This window comes from Bacillus sp. HMA207 (genome assembly GCF_003402455.1).
GTDB lineage: Bacteria > Bacillota > Bacilli > Bacillales > Bacillaceae_G > Bacillus_A > Bacillus_A cereus.
In genome coordinates this window covers 356,818-377,252 of sequence record NZ_BEZT01000002.1, presented here as the reverse complement: position 1 = coordinate 377,252, position 20,435 = coordinate 356,818, and the positions used below count along the sequence as shown (strand labels likewise).

Here is a 20,435-nt window from a genome sequence, read left to right as displayed (position 1 = left end):
GATTATTATGGAACAAAATTCTTGTCCTATATGAATGAGGAGCGCTACCTCAAACGAGGCAACGCATATTTATAACAATGAATATAAAATGGACGCTAACTTTAACGTATCATGCCTTACAACATGATCATCATACTTCGCTAATCCCTCTTGAATAACATCAATATTATTTTCAACAAAACGTTCTTCATCCACTACAACTGGTGTAGACATTTCTTCCTCATATGACTTGCGTAATTCACAAGGAATCTCACGGTTATTTACAATTGCAGTATTGATAAATGGTTGCCCTAAATGATCGTGTAACGCCTGCACATGATCAAAAGCAGTATATCCCATCGTTTCACCCGCTTGTGTCATAACGTTACATACATATACCTTCTTCGCCTTTGCAGCAAGAACAGCGTCTCCAATTTTGTTAACAACTAAATTGGGCAATATACTCGTATACAAACTTCCAGGACCGAAAACAAGTAAATCAGCTCGTTTAATCTCAGCCAACGTTTCATGCAATGGCTCTACATCTTCTGGAGTTAAAAAGACACGATTAATCTTCTTTCCGTAATAAGGAATCTTTGATTCACCTGTTACAATTTCCCCATCTTCAAGTTCCGCATGAAGTACCGCACTTTGATTCGCTGCTGGTAATACACGTCCTCTGACATTTAATACTTTACTTGTTTCTGTAATTGCATGGAAAAAGTCTCCTGTAATCGAGGTCATACCTGCCAACAATAGATTTCCTAACGCATGACCTTTCAGTCCGTCTCCTGTTGTGAAACGGTGCTGAAATAAAGCTTCCACCAGTGGCTCTACATCCGATAACGCAACAAGTACGTTACGGATGTCACCTGGAGGTGGAATTTCTAGCTCATCACGTAATCTACCCGAACTGCCACCATCATCAGCAATTGTAACAACTGCTGTAATATCAACAGGATATTGCTTTAATCCTCTTAATAAAACAGAGAGTCCAGTTCCGCCTCCCATGATGACAATTTTAGGCTTTCTCTCTTTTTTCATCCCTTAATGGCCCTTTCTCTTCTCCACATCACGATGAGATACATGAACACTATACTCTGGTTTCAAATGTTTCCCAAGGTATTCTGTAAGCGTAACAGAACGATGCTGTCCACCTGTACATCCAATTGCAATTACAAGTTGACTTTTGCCTTCTCTTTTATAATGAGGCAGCATGAAAGTAATCAGATCCGTCAACTTCTCTAAAAACTTATGTGTCTCATTAAATTTCAGTACATACGAAGAAACTTCTTCATCTAGTCCTGTTAATGGCTTCATGTGTGGAATGTAATATGGATTTGGTAAAAAACGAACATCAAATACTAAATCTGCATCAATTGGAATACCGTACTTAAATCCAAATGACATAACATTTACACGAAATGCTTGCTCAGTTTCTGTTGAGAACAAGTGAACAATTTTTTCACGTAATTCTTTCGGTTTTAAATCCGATGTATCAAGCACAATATTCGCTCGTGCCTTCATATCTGTTAATAAATTACGCTCTGCTTCGATTCCCTTTAACGGCAAACCAGTTGGTGCAAGTGGATGCGAACGTCTCGTTTCTTTATAACGAGTTACAAGCGTACTATCTTTCGCATCTAAAAATAAAATATGAGGAATAATCCATGTACGTTCTGATAAATCATCAAGTGCTCCCCATAAATGTTCAAAAAACTCGCGGCCACGTAAATCAATACCAAGTGCCACTTTATTCATTTTCCCTTTTGAATCCGCCATAAGCTCAATAAACTTCGGCAATAACATCGGTGGTAAATTATCCACACAAAAATATCCTAAATCTTCAAAACTTTGTAAAGCTACTGTTTTTCCAGCTCCAGACATCCCTGTAATAATTACCATTTTTATATCATTATTCTCTGTCATTGTATCCTCTCCTTGACGGTTTAACTCGGATCTAATCGATATGAAAGCAACTCAAAATCTGGGGTATATACAAATGTACCGTAGATTATGCCATTTCCTTTAATTAAATAATCAATAATGTGATAATCTCCTGGCGCCATTGCTAAATCATCAATTTTATCAAATGTATGCCAACCAATGATGCCTTCTTCGCTCTCTAGTTTGTTTTCTCCTGCAAAATCTGTCGCTAAAAAGGAGAACATCATCCATTCAGAAACAACTTTATCACCTTCTTGGATGACAAAGGTGAAGACCCCCTTTAACGCTGGGTTTTTCAAATAAATACCTGTTTCTTCACGATACTCGCGAACAACGGAATCTCTTACAGTCTCACCACGCTCCATTTTCCCGCCTGGTGCAACCCACCAATTTCGGCGAGGTTTTTGGAGTAAGAGTACTTCATTATCTCTAATTAACACACAGTTTGTCACTCTTTGCATGTTTCTTCACCTCAGCTACTTGCAGTAAAATTCCTCACTGCATACTTCTTTCATTATACTATCAAAAACAGTTTGCTACAACGAAGGAGCCAGTCCTCTTTCGCTAAGCATATGCTACTCAGCAATTTTAAAAAAGCTTTCTATAACAAGCAATGTAAATGCTTAGACTTTTAATGAATAGCATGAAAAATCCCCTTAACGCTTTTTATCGCCAAGGGGACTAAAGTACTTATTTCTTACCGAAATAAGTAACAATCGCAAATCCTAAAACAAAGGTAATAATTGAACTTATAATTGAAAATCCGCCAGTCGGAATCCCAGGGAATACAATTACAATCGAACCGATTACAAGTCCAATAATTGCCGCAAATGTCATACTTTTATAACGATCTAATAAAAAACTAATGCCTTTACTACTTACAACAAATCCAACCATAACACCAGCACCGATAACCACGATTAAAGGTAAGTTAAGTGTAGTTAAAGCGTTAATTGCTGTGGGATACACACCAATAATTAATAAAATAAACGATCCACTAATTCCAGGAAGCAGCATGGCCATACTAGCCATCCATCCTGCGAAAAATAAACCAATTGCATTTAAAATTGTTAACGTCGTAATTGGATCTGCTGCCTTATCTGGTTTAAAGAAAGCTGTAATCGCAACAAGAATTGCTGCAACTATTAATAAAACGATGTGCTTACCTTTAAACGACGACTTTGCATCAGCTTCCCTCATTAACATCGGTAATATACTAATAATTAAACCGAGAAAGAAAAATTGAGTCGGTTCATAATGATTTGCAAGTAAATATTTAATAACGTGACTTAACGTTAAAAATGCCGCTGCCACACCAGCTGCAAGTGGAATTAAAAATCCTAAATGTTTTTTCCATTCACGACTAAAGAATCCACTAATTGCCGCAAGCAATTGTTCATAAATCCCTAACACAACAGCGATTGTACCGCCGCTCACACCAGGAATTAAATCACTAACGCCCATACAAAATCCACGATATATATTACGCCATTCCATACTGAATAAATTCCTCATTTCTTATAGTGATTTTTTCCGTAAAGTCCAGTATATCAATAAGAAAGCTTATAATCCTTATATTTTTTGACAAAACTTTGACATTTTCACACAAAAAAAGAAGAAAGCTCCTGTCGGTAGCTTTCTTCTCACAAGGTATATTATCCCTTATTTTTCTGATACAGTTTTTAATTCCTCTAATAATTCTTCTACGTAATGTTGTGCACTTTGCGCTGCAATACTACCGTCACCTGTTGCAGTTACAATTTGACGAAGCATTTTTTCACGAACATCACCAGCTGCGAAAATACCAGGAATTTTCGTTTCCATACGCTCGTTCGTTTCAAGGTAACCATTTTCATTTGTAATACCTAGTTCAACAAATGGTTTTGATAAAGGTAACATACCGATGTATACGAATACGCCGTCAGTTTTGACTTCTTTCTCTTCTCCACTATTTACGTCCACAAGTGTTACACTTCCTACTTTACCACTTGCTTCGTTGATTTCTTTTATCGTGTGGTTCCAAATGAAATCTACTTTTTCGTTTTGGAAAGCACGGTCTTGTAAAATTTTCTGTGCACGAAGCGTGTCACGACGGTGAACGATCGTTACTTTTGATGCGAAGCGCGTTAAGAACACACCCTCTTCAACAGCAGAATCTCCACCGCCAATTACGATAAGTTCTTTTCCTTTAAAGAATGCTCCGTCACATACTGCACAATATGATACACCGCGGCCGCCAAGTTCTGTTTCACCCGGTACACCAATTTTTTTATACTCTGCACCGCTTGCAACGATAATTGCACGTGCTTTATATTCTTTTTTACCAGCAATAATTGTTTTGTATTCCTTACCATCGATGACTTCTTTCACATCACCGTATGCATATTCAGCACCAAATTTCTTCGCATGCTCGAACATTTTATTTGATAAATCTGGTCCTAAAATAGACTCATAACCTGGGTAGTTTTCTACATCTTCCGTGTTTGCCATTTGGCCACCTGGAATACCACGCTCAAGCATTAATGTGCTTAAATTTGCACGAGATGTATATACTGCAGCTGTCATACCAGCTGGTCCTGCACCAATAATAACGACATCATAAATTTTTTCTTCTGACACACTATTCACTCCTATCCATTCCTACACAATTAAGTTACCCTCATTATACTGTTAGCATCATTTTTTTCCCAATGATTTGCTTATCTTATGTGTGCGTACGCTTAACAGCTTGCACATACTTTCGGACAGTCGCTACAGATACATTATATACATCTCCAAGCTCCGACTGTGTCATTTTATTTCCTTGTTCGCCGCGTACAATGTATTCAATCGCAGCTGACCAGCCGTACACATTTGTAAATATGTCTCCAGATGTATATAAACGTATGAACGTACAAAACCAAAAGTGTAAACACTCTTCAATTAATTCATCATCTTTTTTCGTATAATTGTATAATGCATCCGCGATTCTCGCGCACTGCTCAAATTGCTGTAAATCAGCTGGAATACTCTTATGACTATTAAGTAAAAAGAAGTACTTTGCAAGTTGTGATACGATGGGAACACCGTTCTTCGCTTGCGTTATATCAAAGAAGAATCCCACCTTCTCCGGCGTTGACAATTCATTCATTAAATATAAAGCTAGCATTTGTTCTTCTAGCGTCGCACTTTGCTGAAATGATTTTCGTAATTCTTCAAATAACACGTTTTGTCCTTCATCTGCTAAATTCAGCGCATTCCACGGTTCTTTTCCCTTTTTATCAGGATGCAATTCCACGACATATTGCCACATTTTTTCAGCTAGTTGCTGATCTTTCACCATATAAGCAGAATATGCAAACCAATAATAAAAACTAACGTCTCCCTCATATCCTTGACGCTTTAATAATTTGAACCATTTATATGCATGCTCGAAATAACCAATTGTTGCAAGTGTAGTTCCCAGTTTCAAACGATGTTCAAATGAAATCGGATATACCGAAACTAGCTGTCCCGCTAACGCTTCTACTTGTTTATGCTCTCCAATTGAATATAGAAAAATAAGCGTATTACAAAGCGCATGTATATTACCAGGATTTTTCTCTAAAATCATTTCTGTTAACTTCAGTGCTTTGTCTACATTACCAGATTGAAAATGTGCAATGGCTAAATTATTATGACCTGACCAAAATTCCGGATAATCTTTCGTAACAATTTCTAATGTAGCAATTGCTTCCTCCAATTGTCCATTACGAATATAACGATTCGCTTCTTCCTGCATAACAATTAAATCATCTTCATCTTCAATCTCTTCCGCACCCATTGCTTCTTCTTCCATAATCTCAAGAAGTTCTAATGTATCTTCTACGAATTCCTTCTCTTTTGCAACTTCTAAATAGCGATCCGCATATTTCTTCGCCTGTTGAAATAACCCCATATATGCATAATTATTTGCAATAAAATAATAGCACTGTTCAAGTTCTGGATTAGATCTAATTAACTTTAAGAAGGTTTGATTTGACTCTTGATATTCACCAGCCTCAGATAATACTGTTGCTAATTGACATAAAATAAACGGCTCCTTCTCACTTTGTGCCGCTCTTCGAAAATATTTAATTGCATCTTGCAATTTTTGTCCTTTGTAAGCTCTCATCCCTTTTTTATAAAAGAAGTCCGCTAATTGATTAAAAGAGATAACTTGTCCGTTCTCCTTATATATCCTTTGATTTTTCCCCATATATCCTCCAGTTTTTTGTTTTCTTCGTTCACACATTCTTCTATCTATAAGTATAAACGATTCCGTAAAAAACAAAACAGTATATTATACTCAATTATTTCCTTTTTATTCATAAAAAAAGAGGAGAAATGTTACATTTTCACCATGAACCTTCTCTGGCGGTCATTTGCTCTTTCGTATAAATAATACGCATTGGATTTCCACCTACGAAAGCACCGCTCGGTACATCTCTATGAACAAGTGTGCCAGCTGAGACAGTCGCACCGTCTCCAATTTTCACACCTGGTAATATTGTTACATTCGCTCCAATCATCACTTCATTTCCAATAACGATTTCCCCAAGTCGATATTCACGAATTAAATATTCATGTGCTAAAAGCGTTGTGTTATAGCCAATAATCGAATTCTCTCCCACAGTTATCTTTTCTGGGAACATAATATCCGGCATTACCATAAGCGCAAATGATGTTTTCTTTCCTACTTTCATCCGTAAAAAAGTGCGGTACAACCAATTCTTCACAGATAAAAATGGCGTGTAACGTGCAATTTGGATAATAATAAAGTTTTTCATTACCTTCCAAAAAGACACTGTTTTATACACATTCCATAATGAATTTTCTCCTGAAACAGGATAGCGCGTTGTCCGTCGCACTTAGCTCGCTCCTCTACTAACTTACTTGGACCTTTATGAACGGTTCATATTAGACAAAATCGGTAGCAAATCACTCATTTTATCTAGCATAAAGTCTGGCTTGTAAGCTTCTAAATAAGCTCTACCTTTCAACGTCCATGAAACCGCAGCTGTTTTCGTCCCCGCATTTTGACCACCGACAATATCATGATGATTATCCCCAACCATCAATGCTTCTTCTGGTTTTGCATCTAATAATTCAAGCGCTTTTTGAAGTGGCTCTGGATGTGGTTTCACATGCTCTACATCATCAATTGTCACGACAACATCAAAAAATTCATCAAGCTTTGACAACTGTAATCCCATCTCAACGGTTTGTCTCGCTTTCGTTGTAACAATACCCACTTTATAACCTTGCTTCTTCAACTCTCGAACTGTTTCATATACAGTTTCATATTCTTCTACTAATTCATCATGATGATCATGGTTAAATTTGCGATAGCTTGTAATCATCTCTTCAACCTTATTTTCATCAATCTTACTGAAAGTATCATGCAAAGATGGGCCGATAAATGGCAACACATCTTCACGCTTATATTGATTTGGATAATATGTATTTAAAGTATGTAAAAAAGAAGAAATAATAAGTTCGTTTGTATTAATTAAAGTTCCATCTAAATCAAATAACACTGTATTTATTCTCATCGCCTTAGTCCTTTCACCTTCCTGAATATGAAAGAAGCAGCATCTTATAATAAGATGCTACTTGTCTCTAATTTTCTAAATATCTTTTATCAGCTTGCCCCATTTTTCGTCTCACAATAATGAAAATAATAGAAATAACAACAAGTCCAATTGACATTACTTGTGCAATACGAAGTGGTCCTAGCATTAAACTATCTGTACGTAAGCCTTCTACGAAGAAGCGTCCTACTGAATACCAAATTAAATATGTGAAGAATAACTCCCCGCGACGTAAATTCACTTTCCTTAATGCAAGTAGTAAAATTACGCCTGCAAAATTCCATAATGATTCATATAAAAACGTCGGATGATAGTACACACCCTCAATATACATTTGATTAATAATGAAATCTGGTAAATGAAGACCTTCTAAAAACTGTCTCGTTACTTCATCACCATGCGCCTCTTGGTTCATAAAGTTTCCCCATCGGCCAATTGCTTGTCCTAGTAAAATACTTGGTGCAGCAATATCTGCCAACTTCCAGAAAGAAACCCCGCGTCGCTTCGCAAAAAGAACACCGGTAATAACAGCCCCGATCAAACCACCATGAATCGCCAAACCACCTTGACGAATATTAATAATTTGACTCGGATTTTGTGCGTAATACTCCCATTCAAAAATAACATAGTACATTCTCGCAAAAAGAATAGCGATCGGCACTGCAATTAATACAAGGTCAACAAATGTATCTTTTGGAATACCTAGCCTTTCTCCCTCACGAGTTGCCAGCCAAAGACCTAATAGCACACCTGTACCGATAATAATCCCATACCAATACACAGGAAACGGCCCAAGTTGGATAGCTACACGGTCAAGCTGTGGTACAGAAGCTAACAGCATATGTATATGACCTCCCTCTCCAAAGTTTACTCCTGATTTCCTAACTCAATTGCACTCATTAATCGTTCAGAGAACTGCTGTGCTGCATTGACTCCCATACGTTTTAAACGGAAGTTCATCGCTGCTACTTCAATAATAACAGCCAAGTTTCGACCAGGACGAACTGGAAGTGTAATCTTCGTAAGTTCTGTATCAATAATCTTCATCTTCTCTTCATCAAGACCTAAGCGATCGTAATTTTTCTTTTGATCCCAAATTTCAAGATTAATAACAAGTGTAATACGCTTATAATTTCGCACTGCCCCTGCACCGAATAACGTCATAACGTTAATAATACCTAGACCACGAATTTCTAATAAATGCTCAATTAAATCTGGTGAACTTCCGACTAACATGTCTTCATCTTCTTGACGAATTTCTACACTATCATCCGCAACAAGGCGGTGACCACGCTTTACAAGCTCAAGAGCTGTCTCACTTTTACCAACACCACTTTGACCTGTAATTAAAACACCAACGCCGTAAATATCTACTAACACACCATGAACAGCAGTTGTTGGTGCTAACTTACCTTCTAAATAGTTTGTTAAACGACTTGATAATCTAGTTGTCGTTTGAGAAGAACGTAATAAAGGCATACCTGATTCACGTGATGCTTGTAATAACTCATCTGGTACATCTTGATTACGAGTTACAATAATACATGGCGTCTCCTCAGTACAAAGCGCTTTCATTCTCTCTTGTTTTTGCTCTGACGTTAACGTGTCAAAGAACGTAAGCTCCGTCTTTCCAAGAAGCTGCACACGATCTGCTGGATAATATGTAAAAAATCCTGCCATTTCAATTCCAGGTCGTGATAAATCACTTGTATCAATCGGACGATGAATGCCTTCTTCACCACTGATTAACTCCAATTGAAATTGTTCAATTAAATCTTTTGTCCTTACTTTCGGCATATGTATAAACCTCCACTCCGCTGCGGGTTCAGTCTCGTTTGATGTAAAATTCCATTCTATCGGATATTGTACCATTTTTTTCTGGAAACAAGAAATACGGTTTCTAATAAATAGAAAAAAACATTTCATACGAATAATGAAATGTTTTTCTTTTTGTCACTTTCTCTTTTTTTCATATAGAGGTTCAACAATTGCCTTTTCAATTATCATATTAAAAATTGAAATACAAATTGCCGCAACAATCGCTACACCAAATCCTGATATATTAAAAGCATCTCCTAATAATGAATCTGCTATTTTTAACGTAATCGCATTAATAACAATTAAGAAGAAGCCGAAAGTTACAACAGTAATTGGTAGCGTAATTAAAATTAAAAACGGCTTTACGAACACATTTAAAACCGCCAATATAATACTAGCAATAATTGCAGTTTGTATATTTGCTACGTAAAATGCATCTGGTGCAATCCCTTTTAAAAGTCCCGATACAGCGATTAACACAACGCTATTTACAAGAAGTGATACAATCCATCTCATTTCTTTACACATCCTTTTAAACATATATATTTCATCATACGCTAATAGATAATAAACGCAAGTATGATACGAACACTTATATCAACTTATTCTATCTTTCATGCTTGTATACCTACTAACACTTCCTCGCAAAATAAGGACCACACCATCTATGCTCATGTGTTTTTACAAAAGTCCAAGTGAAATCTTTATCTACAATATAGATATCGCCTTTATACATATCGTCCGTCTCCCGTAATATATCATCCATATGTAATAAACTCCCATCTTTTATTAGCAGTACATCTTCACAATGTTGATAGAATATATAGCAATCCTTTTTCACTTCATTATGAAACGCGTTCTCCGCTTCTTCTCCCTCTAAACACTTCTTTTTCTCATAACTAAATATGTGCCATAGATACCCACACCCATACTTATCTCCATAAAGAAAAATATCTTCTTTTTCTTTATCACTTAAATGATTTGCAAAGTGATCCTCCCAGCGCTTGCGAAAATATACACCCCAACTTTGAAACTCTCTTACCTTCATATGTTTCTTCCTTAACACCTCTAAAAACTCCATCTTCTCCCCCTATACAATAAAAACCGAGCGTCATTTCCACTCGGTTTTCATCAATAAACTTATTGCGATAACTCTACTTCTTTTATTTTCTCTTTCATTCTTGCTTTATCACGATTTAAAATCTCTTTTAAATACTTACCTGTGTATGAGCGCTCTTCTTTCACTACTTGCTCTGGCGTTCCGGAAGCAACGATTTGCCCACCTTTATCTCCGCCCTCTGGTCCAAGGTCAACGATATAATCAGCTGTTTTTATCACATCTAAATTATGTTCAATTACAAGTACCGTCTCACCGCTCTCAACAAGACGTTGCAGCACTTCTAGAAGACGTGCAATATCATGCGCATGCAAACCAGTCGTTGGCTCATCTAAAATGTATAATGTACGACCTGTAGAACGACGGTGTAATTCAGAAGCTAATTTCACACGCTGTGCTTCCCCACCAGATAATGTTGTTGCTGGTTGACCTAATTTCATATAACCAAGCCCAACATCTACAAGCGTTTGAAGTTTACGCTTAATTTTAGGAATATTGGCAAAGAATTCTACTCCATCTTCAATTGTCATCCCTAACACTTCAGAAATATTCTTATCTTTATATTTCACTTCTAACGTTTCACGATTATATCGTTTACCGTGACAAACTTCACACGGAACATACACATCTGGTAAGAAATGCATTTCGATTTTAATAATTCCATCGCCACGGCACGCTTCACAACGGCCACCTTTTACGTTAAAGCTGAAACGTCCTTTTTGATATCCGCGCACTTTCGCTTCGTTCGTTTGTGCAAACACATCACGAATATCATCGAATACACCTGTGTACGTCGCTGGATTAGAACGTGGTGTACGACCAATTGGCGATTGATCAATATCAATTACTTTATCTAAATGTTCAAGACCTTTAATCTCTTTATGCGTACCTGGCTTCGCTTTCGCTTTATATAACTTTTGCGCTAACGATTTATATAGTACTTCATTAATCATCGTACTTTTACCTGATCCAGATACACCTGTTACCGCTACAAACGTACCGAGTGGGAATGACATTTTTGCATTCTTTAAGTTATTCTCTTTTGCGCCGACAATCTCCACTTTACGTCCGTCACCTTTACGTCTTTCAAGTGGCACTGGAATAAACTCTTTACCACTTAAATACTTCCCTGTTAATGAATTCTCATCTTGCATAACTTCAGCCGGCGTCCCCGCTGAAACGACCTGTCCACCATGAATACCTGCACCAGGCCCTATATCAAGTAAATAGTCAGCAGCCATCATCGTATCTTCATCATGTTCAACAACGATTAACGTATTACCTAAATCGCGCATTTCTTGCAATGTACGAATAAGACGATCGTTATCACGCTGGTGTAAACCAATTGAAGGCTCATCAAGAATATAAAGTACGCCAGTTAGACGAGAACCAATTTGCGTCGCTAAACGAATACGCTGCGCCTCACCACCTGATAAAGTTCCTGCGGCACGACTTAACGTTAAATAATCTAAACCAACGTTCACTAAGAACCCAACGCGCTCCTGAATTTCTCTTAAAATTAAATGAGCTATTTTTTGTTGCTTCTCCGTTAGCTCTACATTCGAGAAGAATTCTTGTACTTCTTGAACTGAATACTTCGTTACGTCAGCAATCGTTTTATTGCCAACAAATACAGCTAAACTCTCAGGCTTTAAGCGTCCACCTTTACACTTTGGACAAGCTTGTTCTGCCATATACTTTTCCATTTGCTCACGAATGTAATCAGAACTCGTTTCACGATAACGACGTTCAATGTTTGGAATAACACCTTCAAATAAAATCTCATTTTCCTTTACTTGACCAAATTCATTTACATAGCGGAAATAAACTTTCTCTTCCCCGCTTCCGTACAACACTTTATCAAATAAATCTTTCGGTATATCTTTTACAGGCATATCCATATCAACGCCGTAGTGATTACATACAGATTGTAAAAGTTGTGGATAGTATTGTGAACTTGTCGGTTCCCAAGGTGCAATCGCATGTTCATTTAATGATAAATCCCAGTTCGGGATAACAAGCTCTAAATCTACCTCTAGCTTTGAACCAAGTCCATCACAAGAAGGACATGCTCCGAACGGACTATTGAATGAGAACATACGCGGCTCTAATTCTCCAATTGAAAAACCACAATGCGGACAAGCGTGATGTTCACTAAACAGAAGTTCCTCTTCTCCCATAACATCGATTAACACTCGTCCCCCGCCAAGCTTTAATGCACTTTCAAGTGAATCAGCAAGACGGCTTGCGATCCCTTCTTTTACAACAATACGGTCAATTACAACTTCAATGGAATGCTTCTTGTTTTTATCTAACGCAATATCTTCAGATACATCAAGCATTTCACCGTCAACGCGAACACGAACATATCCTTGCTTCTTAATATCTTCAAGTACTTTTACATGCGCACCTTTACGCCCAGAAACGATAGGCGCTAACACTTGTAATTTCGTACGTTCAGGATATTCAAGAACACGGTCTACCATCTGCTCTACTGTTTGTGACGTAATTTCAATGCCATGATTCGGACAAATTGGCGTACCAATTCGTGCAAATAATAAACGTAAGTAATCATAAATCTCCGTTACCGTTCCAACAGTTGAACGTGGGTTACGACTCGTCGTTTTTTGATCGATTGAAATTGCTGGTGACAATCCTTCAATCGTGTCCACATCCGGCTTATCCATTTGTCCTAAAAACTGGCGCGCATACGCAGATAATGATTCTACGTATCTGCGCTGCCCTTCTGCATAAATCGTATCAAATGCTAATGATGATTTCCCCGAACCAGACAATCCCGTTACAACGACAAGCTGATTTCTCGGAATGGTTACATCAATATTTTTTAAGTTATGTGCTCTAGCACCTTTTACAACGATAAAATCCTTGCTCTTACTCACTTTTTTCACCCTTCCGCTTTTAATTCTAATAGTAAATCTCTTAGTTCAGCTGCACGCTCGAAGTCTAACGCTTTTGCTGCTTCTTTCATCTCTGCTTCCATCTTCGCAATTGTCTTTTCGCGCTCTTTTTTCGTCATTTTCTTAGCAGGAGTTGCTTCGTATGTTTCTGTCTCTTCAGCAGCTGTCGTTGCACGGATAACATCACGAACGCCTTTTTGAATCGTTTTCGGCGTAATACCATGCTCTTCATTGTAAGCTTCTTGTATACTACGACGACGCTTCGTTTCTTCAATCGCAATTCCCATAGATTTTGTTATACGATCTGCATACATAATAACGCGGCCGTTTTCATTACGCGCGGCACGACCGATTGTTTGAATTAATGAACGTTCTGAACGCAAGAACCCTTCCTTATCAGCATCTAAAATAGCTACAAGTGATACTTCCGGAATATCTAATCCTTCTCGCAATAAGTTAATGCCGACAAGTACATCAAATTTACCGAGGCGAAGATCGCGGATAATTTCAATACGTTCTAACGTTTTAATTTCAGAGTGAAGATAGTTAACTTTAATTCCTACATCTTTTAAGTAATCCGTTAAATCCTCTGACATTTTCTTCGTTAAAGTCGTAATTAATACACGTTCATTTTTTGCAATACGATCTTGAATCTCTCCTAATAAATCGTCAATTTGCCCTTCAATTGGTCGTATATCAATTGGTGGATCTAAAAGCCCTGTTGGACGAATAATTTGTTCTATTACTTCTGGCGACTGCTCTAACTCATACGGTCCTGGCGTTGCTGAAACATAAATAACTTGATTCGTTTTCTCTTCAAACTCATCGAATGTGAGCGGTCTATTATCTAAAGCTGACGGCAGACGGAATCCATGATCCACAAGCACTTGCTTACGCGCTTGGTCCCCGTTATACATCGCTCTTACTTGCGGTACTGATACGTGCGATTCATCCATAACGATTAAGAAATCTTTCGGGAAATAGTCTAATAGCGTATACGGCGTTGCCCCCGCTGGACGAAGTGTTAAATGACGGGAGTAATTTTCAATACCTGAACAAAATCCCATCTCGCGCATCATTTCTAAATCATAACGTGTACGCTGTTCTATACGCTGCGCTTCTAACAACTTGCCGTTATCATTTAATTCCTTTAAACGCTCTTCTAATTCTTTTTCGATATTTTCAATAGCGACCTTCATCTTTTCTTCACGTGTAACGAAGTGAGATGCTGGGAAGATTGCTACATGATCACGTTCTGCTAATACTTCACCTGTTAACGCATTTACTTCACGAATACGATCGATTTCATCACCGAAAAATTCGATTCGAATACAATGCTCATCAAGTGATGCCGGGAAGATTTCAACTACATCTCCTCGCACACGGAATGTACCACGCTTGAAATCAATATCATTACGTCCATACTGTACATCAACAAGTTCACGAAGCAATTGATTACGGTCTTTTTCCATACCAACTCGAAGCGAAACAACTAGCTCGCGGTATTCTTCTGGAGAACCTAAGCCATATATACACGAAACACTCGCAACGATAATTACATCGTCCCGTTCAAATAATGCAGACGTTGCCGAGTGACGCAATTTATCAATTTCATCATTAATCTGCGCATCTTTTTCAATAAACGTATCTGTTTGTGGTACATACGCTTCTGGCTGATAATAATCGTAGTAACTAACAAAATATTCAACTGCATTATTCGGGAAAAAGTCTTTCAACTCACTATATAACTGCCCTGCTAACGTTTTATTATGAGCCATAACAAGTGTTGGCTTTTGCACTTCTTTAATGACATTTGAAATCGTAAATGTCTTACCCGTTCCTGTTGCTCCAAGCAACACTTGCTTTTTCTTTCCACTATTAATTCCCTCTACAAGCTTCTCTATAGCTACCGGCTGATCACCTTGCGGGGAATACGCTGAGACAATTTCAAATTGACGTTCCAAGAAAATCCGACCTCCTCATAAAAATCTGTATTATTATTTTACCACGAATACCTATAAAAAACCTAAAAAAACGAACAGATATTCGGTAAAGTTTTCGACAATATACACATAGAAAAAGGAAGGAGTAAATACTTCCTTCCTCTACTAATTCTATTTTTTAGATACATATACTAAGTCATATCCATTGCGCCCAGCTTCATTCATACAATCTGTTAACCGATAAGTACTTTCTGATTCGCGCAGCTCTTTAACAATACTTTTACAACTATCTTTATGTAATCCTTTATGGTCACCAGCAAACTTGTCTTGTCTACTATCTAACACATAAAGGATATCTTTCCCACTATGCTCTAACATTTGAAAAACCGGGTCACCTTCATCGGTATACTGTACAATTCTTATTTTATCAACTTTCCCTTGATCAACGTTCATAACGAACTGTTCGAATTTATCTAGATTGGAAGTTCCTGCTCCCTTTACAATGACATCATTCTTCTTATCAATTGTAGTGCTAGATGGTGAACATGCTACTAAACTAAAGAGAAATAGACATATACAGCTGGTTCTTTTTTCTATTGTCATCCTCTCCTATAAAATTTATTTGTATACCAGAAAAGCTACTTTCAACTATGAAAATAGCTTTTCTTTTCCTTTCTCCTTCTTCGGAAAAATCACATATGAAAATAAAATTGCTGTATCAACTAAAATTACAATCGCCCACACTTGGCTTACGCGACTTGCAGCTTTATTTAAAACGATTCCCGATTCTAACCAATTACCCCATTGTTCAAATGGAATAAATCCATACGCGAAGAAAAAGAATATGTGCACACCAACGAATAAAACAAGATGTAATATCCAATTTTTTATTTCCTGCTTTGCATAGGCCATGCCTGTTAATTCTACCTGTTCTTCAATAATAGGCGCCGGTTCATTACGCCATTTCGCAACTGATTTTTGTACAAATATATCAAGCTTCTTTAAATCCTTTTTCCCGTAGAAAACTGCATATAATAAAATGATTACAGTAATGATTTGAAAGTTAGAGAACTTTCCTGTTTGATAATAGTCCACTACTCCTAAAGTTAAAATAAACACTTCATTTACGAGGAGTACAATCCCGATAATAAAACTCGCCTTTTTCAAACGGAATCCGTAGCGAAGTAAAAAGAAACCGATAGCTGATAACCAAAATACAATTTCTGCCCCAATTAAAAAATACCAACGATATTCTGCGAGTATACTCATTTATCCTTCTCCCTTTCATCATAAATACGAAAAGCCTCATCCATATATACTAAAAGTTCTTCTTCAATTGGATACATGCTCATTTTCTGTGAATCTTCCTTCGATTTTCTAACTTCCCATAACTTATCTAAAAACGCTTCGTCACCATTAGCCATTTCTAAACACTTCTGCATTAATTTCTTCGTTGCCCGTTGTACCTCATCACTTGCAGCTTCTTTACCCTCCTTCATAAAATTACGTAATTGCTTTAATAAATCTACCCATTCTAAAACATTCGGATCTTCTTCACTCATATTCGGCAAATTATGAAGCAACTTTTGTTCTTCCTTTGAAAATACTTCATTTTGAAATATTTCACGTATACGAGGAGACTGTTTCGAAAGCTGAATAAGTTCAAACATAACTTTCCAATCAAGTTCTCCCTCTACATCTACCGAATAAACAACCGCTTGTAAAACACGCTCCATTCGATTAAATTTCTTTTGTTCTTCCTGTACAAAGCGAAGTTGTTTTTTAAGCGAATTTTTTAAATCCAGCTCACCTTTTACTAACATATTCGCAACTTCTTTTAATGAAAATCCCATTTCTTTCAAAAATAAAATTTGTTGCAAACGAATAACGTCATTTTCACTATATAACCGATGTCCACCCTCTGTTTTTCCGCTCGGCTTTAATAAATCTATTTGATCATAATAACGTAGTGTACGTACTGTAACCCCTGTTTCTCTCGTCAATTGTTGTATTGAAATCACTACCATCACCTCTTCCCTTTCATTATAAAAGATGACGTTACGTAACTTTCAAGCATTTTGTAAAAAAAATACAAAAAGCTGTTTATACAAAGTGTATAAACAGCTTTTATGGAAATAACCCCTTTTGTATGGCGCGCCCACAAAATAAAATAAGTGCTCCAACAACAACACTCGTTGCCGTTTTATGATAATGGGCTAATAATAATAAATAATACGATAAACCTACAGTACCAATCATAATACAAATGCTCGGCACTGGATTACGAGAAAAGTTTTGCATTCCCCAAAGAAGCGAAAATATAGCTGTAGCGACACATAACACCGGTAATCCCATCCCAGTTCCCCTTTTTCTATCTATTATTCTTTGTTGCTAACACGCTCGTTGATGCGATACTTATTAATAAACCAAAACCAATCCTTATATATTTAAACGTTTAATCTAATTGAAATCTCTCAAGCTTATCATTTATTTTCTCTCCCCTTACTCCAGCGTAAAGATTTCCTCCACCTTCACTCCAAAATATTTGGCGATTTTTAAAGATAACTCTAGACTCGGGTTGTAATGGTGGTTTTCAATCGCTACGATTGTCTGCCGCGTCACTTGCATCGCCTTTGCCATTTCAACTTGCGTTATATGATGTTGCTTTCTTAATTCTTTAATTTTATTTTTTACACCCATAGGATCCACCTTCAAAAGTAAAGATATCTTTACTTGAATTATAAATATTTTCCAGTTACAAGTAAAGATATCTTTACAAATTTTAGAAAAATATTTCATTGAACATCTACTCTAACAAAGTACAAGAGTAATTCAATTTATATCAGCGATTTTTTAAATATATCAGCGCAACTTAAATTATATCGGCGATTTCCCAAATATATCAGCGCAACTCCATTTATATCAGCGATTTTTCAAATATATCGACATCCGTAGCGCTACTATAATCATAAGAAAAAGCTGTCCCCAAATACCTTCGGGAACAGCTTTCTCCTCTACTACATAAATCCTAACGCATATACAAGAACGTATCCAAGAACCGATAAGCAAACCGAGCCAATCAGCCCTGCTACGAATGCTTTACTTCCTAATTTACGGAACGTTTTAAACTCTACATTTAAACCGAGCCCTGCCATCGCCATTGCGATAAGCATGTAAGCAAAAACAACAATGTATCCCGCAACAACTTCTGGAATAATCCCGAGCGAATGCACTGCACTCATCGCTAAGAACCCGAAAATGAACCATGGTATTGGAAGTTCGCGCCACGATTTCTTTTCTTTGCTACCTTCACTCTTACCAAACCATAGACCAATTAAAATCGCTACTGGCACAAGCATTGCTACGCGCGTTAACTTCACAATAACTGCGATGTCTACAGCAGTACTTCCTCCTGGCGCCGCAGCTGCGATGACATGAGCGATTTCATGAAGCGTCGCACCTGAGAATACACCATAACCGTACGGAGATAAACCAAGCACTGGATATAATAACGTATAAATAAGCGTAAATATGGTACCTAAAATCGCGATGATTGCTGCCCCAACTGCTGTTTCATCGTCCTTCGCTTTCACTTGCGGTGCAATTGCCACGACCGCGGCTGCGCCGCAAATTGCCGTACCGCATGCTGTTAAAATCCCAAGTTTCTTTTCTACTTTAAATACTTTCGTTAGTCCGTATACAACAAAAATAGTAAATGTAATAACAACCGCCGCGATGACCAATACTTTCGGTCCCGCCTTCGCAATATCAACAAGATTTAATCGCATTCCAAGTAAGATGATCCCAAAGCGCAGCAACTTCTTACTCGCAAAGTTCGTTCCTGCTATCGCCTCGTGAGGAACTCCAATTGCAGCGCGCCAAACCATCCCAATTAGAATAGCAATTACTAATTGTCCCATAATATTTAAAAATGGAAGCTCTGCTAAATATTTCGCGGCAATTGCGATTAATAATGTAATCCCAATTCCTTGCGAAAATCCAAAACGCTTCTTCTTTTGTATAACAAGTGTTTGTTCCATTTTGAACCACTCCAATAATCGTATTGGAACATGCATGTTCTTTCTACTTACATTATAAGAGAGTTTCTATAATAAGTTTAATACCAATACCAAATCTCTATCATCAGAAATACTTATGATAAGATGATAGAAAAAGAAAGGAGCCCATTATATGAACGTAGACATTTTAAAAATTTTTGTTACTGTCGTTGAACAGAAACACTTCTCCCGTGCAGCAGAATTATTAAACCTTTCACAGCCTGGAGTAAGTATGCATATACGCAACTTAGAAAACGAATTTGGCACTACGCTTATTCAACGCTCCCCGAAGCACGTCCAAGTTACTGAAGCTGGAAACATATTATATATACATGCAAAGCAAATGCTCTCTCTTTACGAAGATGCTAAACAAGAAATTAATGAACTACATAACGTTGTAACAGGAACACTTCGCATTGGTGCTAGTTTTACAATTGGCGAATACTTACTTCCAAAAATACTGGCTAACTATGCGAATGAAAATCCACACGTCGAAGTTCATACTTTCATCTCAAATACAGAAGACGTTTTGCAAAGCCTTCGCTCTAATCAAATTGATATCGGCCTAGTGGAAGGACAAGTCGTATACGCCGACGTAGATGTTGAAACATTTATGCAAGATGAAATGAAGCTCGTCGTCCCGCCAAATCATCCATTACTCCACACAAATGAAATAAATGAAAGTACACTCCAAGATCAAGTATGGGTATTAAGAGAAAGTGGTTCTGGTACACGCGCTTATAGTGACCGCTTTATTCATCAACACCATTTAAAAATGAAACGATTCTTTACATTCAGTAGTATCCAAAGCGTAAAGGAAGCTGTTAGTGCCGGGCTTGGCATCGCTATCCTTTCTGATTGGACTGTACGGAAAGAGCTATTAGCAAAAGAACTATTCCACGTCGAAGTTCCAAATGAACAACTAATCCGTCCGTTTTCCATCGTGCGCGGTAAATATTTCATTCCATCTAAAGCCATTCAAGTGTTCTTAAATCATGTAGATTCTTTTGCGAAAAAACAGAGTTGACCTTCACATTAGTGTGAAGGTTTACAATACATGTAAA

Annotated in this window: 21 protein-coding genes; 1 reads left to right on the top strand and 20 read right to left on the bottom strand. The window is 37.3% G+C overall.

Going from position 1 to position 20,435, the window contains the following annotated elements; all coding sequences use genetic code 11:
- Nucleotides 1-69: 69 nt before the first annotated feature.
- From HMAS_RS22375 to HMAS_RS22275, 20 genes are all read right to left on the bottom strand, one after another.
- The gene (locus HMAS_RS22375; RefSeq protein ID WP_000712188.1) at nucleotides 70-1,023 is read right to left on the bottom strand and encodes a gluconeogenesis factor YvcK family protein; all 954 of its coding nucleotides are present in this window, start codon (nucleotides 1,021-1,023) and stop codon (nucleotides 70-72) included.
- A gap of 3 nt (nucleotides 1,024-1,026) precedes the next feature.
- Nucleotides 1,027-1,908 (bottom strand): RNase adapter RapZ, encoded by an 882-nt coding sequence (gene rapZ, locus HMAS_RS22370; RefSeq protein WP_000138459.1) that lies wholly within the window; start codon nucleotides 1,906-1,908, stop codon nucleotides 1,027-1,029.
- Between the two features lie 20 nt (nucleotides 1,909-1,928).
- Nucleotides 1,929-2,387, bottom strand: coding sequence for an NUDIX hydrolase (locus HMAS_RS22365; protein WP_001190080.1), 459 nt, complete (start codon nucleotides 2,385-2,387; stop codon nucleotides 1,929-1,931).
- A gap of 229 nt (nucleotides 2,388-2,616) precedes the next feature.
- Nucleotides 2,617-3,423 (bottom strand): DUF368 domain-containing protein, encoded by an 807-nt coding sequence (locus tag HMAS_RS22360; RefSeq protein WP_000455197.1) that lies wholly within the window; start codon nucleotides 3,421-3,423, stop codon nucleotides 2,617-2,619.
- Nucleotides 3,424-3,588: 165 nt separating this feature from the next.
- Nucleotides 3,589-4,545 (bottom strand): thioredoxin-disulfide reductase, encoded by a 957-nt coding sequence (gene trxB / locus HMAS_RS22355; RefSeq protein ID WP_001288078.1) that lies wholly within the window; start codon nucleotides 4,543-4,545, stop codon nucleotides 3,589-3,591.
- Between the two features lie 85 nt (nucleotides 4,546-4,630).
- Nucleotides 4,631-6,142, bottom strand: coding sequence for a tetratricopeptide repeat protein (locus HMAS_RS22350; RefSeq protein ID WP_044306528.1), 1,512 nt, complete (start codon nucleotides 6,140-6,142; stop codon nucleotides 4,631-4,633).
- A gap of 139 nt (nucleotides 6,143-6,281) precedes the next feature.
- Nucleotides 6,282-6,794 (bottom strand): acyltransferase, encoded by a 513-nt coding sequence (locus tag HMAS_RS22345; RefSeq protein WP_001255070.1) that lies wholly within the window; start codon nucleotides 6,792-6,794, stop codon nucleotides 6,282-6,284.
- 33 nt (nucleotides 6,795-6,827) lie between these two features.
- On the bottom strand, nucleotides 6,828-7,478 hold the full coding sequence (gene ppaX / locus HMAS_RS22340; protein ID WP_001222402.1) for a pyrophosphatase PpaX: 651 nt from the start codon (nucleotides 7,476-7,478) through the stop codon (nucleotides 6,828-6,830).
- A 67-nt stretch (nucleotides 7,479-7,545) separates the two neighbouring features.
- Nucleotides 7,546-8,358: a prolipoprotein diacylglyceryl transferase gene (gene lgt, locus HMAS_RS22335; RefSeq protein ID WP_000922850.1), complete on the bottom strand. Its 813-nt coding sequence runs from the start codon at nucleotides 8,356-8,358 to the stop codon at nucleotides 7,546-7,548.
- A gap of 26 nt (nucleotides 8,359-8,384) precedes the next feature.
- The gene (gene hprK, locus HMAS_RS22330; RefSeq protein WP_001127250.1) at nucleotides 8,385-9,314 is read right to left on the bottom strand and encodes an HPr(Ser) kinase/phosphatase; all 930 of its coding nucleotides are present in this window, start codon (nucleotides 9,312-9,314) and stop codon (nucleotides 8,385-8,387) included.
- A 156-nt stretch (nucleotides 9,315-9,470) separates the two neighbouring features.
- The gene (locus HMAS_RS22325; protein ID WP_001267308.1) at nucleotides 9,471-9,851 is read right to left on the bottom strand and encodes a phage holin family protein; all 381 of its coding nucleotides are present in this window, start codon (nucleotides 9,849-9,851) and stop codon (nucleotides 9,471-9,473) included.
- A gap of 115 nt (nucleotides 9,852-9,966) precedes the next feature.
- On the bottom strand, nucleotides 9,967-10,416 hold the full coding sequence (locus HMAS_RS22320) for a DUF4275 family protein (protein ID WP_049108170.1): 450 nt from the start codon (nucleotides 10,414-10,416) through the stop codon (nucleotides 9,967-9,969).
- A 59-nt stretch (nucleotides 10,417-10,475) separates the two neighbouring features.
- Entirely contained in the window at nucleotides 10,476-13,352 is a 2,877-nt protein-coding gene (gene uvrA / locus HMAS_RS22315; RefSeq protein ID WP_000045561.1) for an excinuclease ABC subunit UvrA, read from the bottom strand.
- A gap of 5 nt (nucleotides 13,353-13,357) precedes the next feature.
- Entirely contained in the window at nucleotides 13,358-15,334 is a 1,977-nt protein-coding gene (uvrB, locus tag HMAS_RS22310; RefSeq protein ID WP_000441059.1) for an excinuclease ABC subunit B, read from the bottom strand.
- Between the two features lie 150 nt (nucleotides 15,335-15,484).
- Nucleotides 15,485-15,916, bottom strand: a complete 432-nt coding sequence (locus HMAS_RS22305; RefSeq protein WP_049108171.1) for a DUF4362 domain-containing protein — start codon at nucleotides 15,914-15,916, stop codon at nucleotides 15,485-15,487.
- 45 nt (nucleotides 15,917-15,961) lie between these two features.
- On the bottom strand, nucleotides 15,962-16,582 hold the full coding sequence (locus HMAS_RS22300) for a hypothetical protein (protein ID WP_116345040.1): 621 nt from the start codon (nucleotides 16,580-16,582) through the stop codon (nucleotides 15,962-15,964).
- Nucleotides 16,579-17,340 (bottom strand): MerR family transcriptional regulator, encoded by a 762-nt coding sequence (locus HMAS_RS22295; protein WP_033695245.1) that lies wholly within the window; start codon nucleotides 17,338-17,340, stop codon nucleotides 16,579-16,581. Before HMAS_RS22295 ends, HMAS_RS22300 begins: the two co-directional genes overlap by 4 nt.
- A gap of 100 nt (nucleotides 17,341-17,440) precedes the next feature.
- Nucleotides 17,441-17,668: a hypothetical protein gene (locus tag HMAS_RS22290; protein ID WP_000524139.1), complete on the bottom strand. Its 228-nt coding sequence runs from the start codon at nucleotides 17,666-17,668 to the stop codon at nucleotides 17,441-17,443.
- A gap of 147 nt (nucleotides 17,669-17,815) precedes the next feature.
- Nucleotides 17,816-18,013, bottom strand: coding sequence for a helix-turn-helix transcriptional regulator (locus HMAS_RS22280; protein ID WP_000538359.1), 198 nt, complete (start codon nucleotides 18,011-18,013; stop codon nucleotides 17,816-17,818).
- A gap of 317 nt (nucleotides 18,014-18,330) precedes the next feature.
- Nucleotides 18,331-19,353 (bottom strand): YeiH family protein, encoded by a 1,023-nt coding sequence (locus HMAS_RS22275; RefSeq protein WP_116345039.1) that lies wholly within the window; start codon nucleotides 19,351-19,353, stop codon nucleotides 18,331-18,333.
- Between the two features lie 151 nt (nucleotides 19,354-19,504).
- Between HMAS_RS22275 and HMAS_RS22270 the strand changes: the two genes are divergently transcribed.
- Nucleotides 19,505-20,398 carry a LysR family transcriptional regulator gene (locus tag HMAS_RS22270; RefSeq protein WP_116345038.1) on the top strand — a complete coding sequence of 298 codons (894 nt, stop codon included), beginning with the start codon at nucleotides 19,505-19,507 and terminating at the stop codon, nucleotides 20,396-20,398.
- The last annotated feature ends 37 nt before the right edge of the window (nucleotides 20,399-20,435 follow it).